Annotated in this window: 3 protein-coding genes; all 3 read right to left on the bottom strand. The window is 47.2% G+C overall.

Annotated elements, in window-relative coordinates:
- Positions 1-112 precede the first annotated feature (112 nt).
- The gene (locus tag PGX44_RS13605) at positions 113-2,650 is read right to left on the bottom strand and encodes a DUF927 domain-containing protein (protein WP_498855795.1); all 2,538 of its coding nucleotides are present in this window, start codon (positions 2,648-2,650) and stop codon (positions 113-115) included.
- A 16-nt stretch (positions 2,651-2,666) separates the two neighbouring features.
- A complete protein-coding gene (locus tag PGX44_RS13600) occupies positions 2,667-3,200 on the bottom strand; it encodes a hypothetical protein (RefSeq protein ID WP_498855794.1) in 534 nt (177 codons plus the stop codon).
- The coding region (locus tag PGX44_RS13595; RefSeq protein ID WP_498855793.1) for a hypothetical protein at positions 3,187-3,707 on the bottom strand (521 nt) is incomplete at its 5' end. The genes PGX44_RS13600 and PGX44_RS13595, both read right to left, overlap by 14 nt.

Raw genomic sequence — 3,707 nt, 5'->3', positions numbered from 1 at the left:
GTATATATATATATATATTTATTGTTAGATATGTTAGTTTGTTAGATATGTACTTATAAACCGCTCAACCATGCGGGTTTTCACATCTAACCAAAATCTAACAATCTAACGTTTATAGCTCTTTGATATTGTCAATTAATATTTTGATATAACTTCCCTTCTCTCCGTTTACGCTAGTGTTATGCGGAATACGTCCCTGACTATTCGGTTCAATGTATCCATTGGCCAGCCATTTCCGCTTGATCGCATTAAAATTAAATCCCATATTGTTCAGCTCTCTTTCCAAAACGGATTTATTAAACAGTGCATATCCGTTTTTAATCGTTCCCCACACGGCACCCGGATTCTCATCCGGTTCGTCGAACCGGTTAATATTTTCATTTATGCAGTCGATGATTTTGCTGTAGGCACGTTCGGCCGCATCGACCTCTTTAATCCGTTTTAGGTACGTGCCGATATCGTCCAGGCTGATGTCGAATGTATTCGGCCAGAATATCCGATTGGCAATGGCATCCGCTGTCAGGATTAATCCCATACTGATAGCCTGTTTTTCCGTTGTGTCGAACCGGTCCAGCAGCTGTTGTGTATACTGCCGGTATAGCTTCTTGATTTCGGCAGCGTCCGGCAGGTTTTCGATGTATTTCCGTCCGGCATACCCGTAGTTGTTCCGGATAAAATCGACGACGTCGCCGCCATTTTTTACGATCGGCTCTGTACATTCCGCCTCAATGACGCGGTTGTATACGCCGCCACCACTTCCCGGATTTGTCGCCGGCTCTTCACCAGTAAACATGAACACGTTCCGCCAGTCCATCCGTTTTTGCACCTCTGTACCCGATGTCATACGGCCACGGTTAACACCTTCTGTTACCTGCATCAGCAGTGTGTCGTAATTCCCTTCCCGGTTTTTAATCGTCTGCAATTCGTCCCCATAAAACGGGATATTGTGCAGTACGTACGCCGTCGTGATCATCGCATTTATCGTCGAGTTCAGCGTCCGGACCAGTGCGCCAATAGCCGGGTTGCCGTAGATGCTCGCTGCACACATGAGCGCAACGGTTTTACCGGACCCCGTGCCGCCGAACAGGTGATACACATACGGCAGCGCACCGACGATTTCAACAAGCGGACTGGAAAACGCGGCATCGAGTGTCAGCCTGAACGCTGTATTCTCCCGTAGCCGGTCCATGTAGAGTATCCAAGCATCTAAATCGCCCTCGCTGTGGATAGCAGAGACGATGCTTCGGAATTGCGTTTCGCAATCGAGCGCGTATTCTGTGTCATACGGTAAAAATTTCTTCTCGACCCATCCCATATGACCTGATGATTTAATCGGAATGAGTTTATCCGGATTGAGTGCCATGATATCGGCGATGTACTGCACCAGGTATTTCGCGTTATTCGAGTTTACCGGGATACCATAATCCGCTAGATTAACGATTTTAGGCGTACTAGCGATAATAGACCGTGGGACCGTGATATGGTTCCAGTTGCCGTCCTTATAAAACGCCAGCTTGACCTTTTCCGTATTGTCTTCGTAATTCCGATAGACGGCGACCGGCAGGATAGGTATCGGCGATGCTGTATCGCGCCGCGTCTTCCCGTTGGCATCCTCAACGGATTTATAAATACCCGTCTCATTGGCTACCCATTCGCCGGATTTAAACGTGATACCGATACCCGGTGGAAACTGGGTACTGTTTTCCGAAAAGATACCTTCAGCGGCTTTCTTCTGTAGAAATGCTTTCCAGCAATGCTTAAATTCCTGTGTTGCCCGTAACTCTTTCGCCCTGAGCTGTAATGTGTTGTACATCTGCTCCCGGTCGTACGGGTCCCGTATGGAATATAGCTGCTCTAACGTCTGTTTCGATATGATGCTGTAGGCATCGAGTTTTTTCGGCTCTAACGGTTTATACTGCCGTATCTTGTCTGCCGTTCCGCCGTACTGGAAAAAATCGGCTATATCGCCCTTTTTAGGGCACTTAGGCCAAATGCTTGTCATTGGTAGTACCTGCACGTTAACAGGCCATGCACCGGCATAATCGGCGCCTTTTTCATCGTTATCCGGTATCAGAATGATGTTCTTAAACTTCTGTAACATCGTCTTATCCGTTTCGGATAACTTGACCTGTTTCTGTGCGCCCGTGTTGGCCGTCGTGGCTAAAAATCCGTGCCGTGTCATGGCATCGGCGCACTTTTCGCCTTCAACGATGTATAACATCGTATCTGCATCAGCGACTTGCATTTTATCCAGGTTGTACAGATTATCGCAATTATCTGGTTTTTTCGTAATTACCTTTTCGTTTTCGTCCCGGTAGGCAAACACGAACGTTTTACTGCCGTCTGAAAATTTCCGACGTAGTTTGTAGTATTCCGTTTCGCCCGTGGGACTTCGATACTCGTATGACGTCTCTTCGATGACGGTCCGTTCCGTTGGCTTCGGTTCATCGTGCCGCGCGCCGAGTTTCTCGAATTTCGGCAGCAGGTCCGTAAAATGCGCGTTGCATTTCTGGCAATATACCAGCAGTTTATCACCATTATCGCTTAAATAGAGATGATGACCGCGGCTGTCGCCCGCCTCACATATCGGGCAGGCGGCGACCGCTGATCCATCAGCTTTACGCTTTACGTTCGTTAGAACTGGTAACACATCATCTAGCGTGAGCCTAAAACGGTAAGTCGGCATCATTTACCGTAGATTCTGGTGTTGTCTGCTGGTTAACGACCAGTTTCTTCAGTTCCGGTACAGTAAAATCGCCTTTACGGATTTTTTCGGGCGTCGTGATTTTCTTCACGACGGTACGTAAACCGATGTCGCCGTCTTTTTTTTCGTACTCTTCCTGCCCCAATACGACGCCGATAGTTAAACCGACCATCTTCTGTTCATCGCCGTCAAATCCGTTTTTCGTGAATCTGCCCGGATTCGACCGTTCGAGCGTTCCCAGGAACGCGGCGAACATACGGCGCGCTTTTTCCTTATAGCTACGGTATAAACGGATATAGCTCCAGTCGTTGCCCGTCGATGCTTCAACGGTCTCAGCAAATCCCTTGAATTCCCCTTCGCTGATATCCATTTCAACGAGCAGGTATTCCCGGTCTGGTTTGTCTTCGACTTTCACAATACGGCACACATAGCCGCCGGCGCCGGGATAGGCGTAATCTTTCGCTTCGTCGATGTCTTTCCAATTAATCTGTTTCATTATTTTTATCCTCCTTCGTGAATCCGTAGTATTTACGGATAGTTGTGTTGACTAATTTCAGGTCATTTTCAATTTTCAGCGGGAACATGTCCATCGGTGATTTAACCGTTGTCATACCGTCCGATTGAGTCAAGAAATAATGTTCCTTACCGTCTGTTTCACATAATAGGACGATGGAAAACAATCCTTCGAGCGTTAACTGATTGTCGAGCATTTTCCCGGACGTTTTCGCCTTGATATGGCCGTCTTCGGCACGTTCCGTATGATGCAGGAAATAAACGATCGTATCATCCGATGTATCGTTGATAACCGACGATACGAGATTGTAGAAATTTAACGCGCAATCGGTAAACTTCTGATAGCCAAGTTCTTTCGCTCGTTGGAATAATCCGAACGCCATAAGATACTGGCTGTCGTCAATGACGTAAGTCTTTAGACTATTTTTCTTCAACGTTGCCATAATCAGCTGATACGACGGCTTGTTGATTAATGGCAACCGTTTCCGGA

This window comes from Caecibacter sp. AF58-12pH5A (assembly GCF_027681725.1).
GTDB classification, from domain to species: Bacteria; Bacillota; Negativicutes; order Veillonellales; family Megasphaeraceae; genus Megasphaera; species Megasphaera hominis.
The sequence above is the reverse complement of the archived record's forward strand: the minus strand, read 5'-3'. Positions and strand labels throughout refer to the sequence as shown.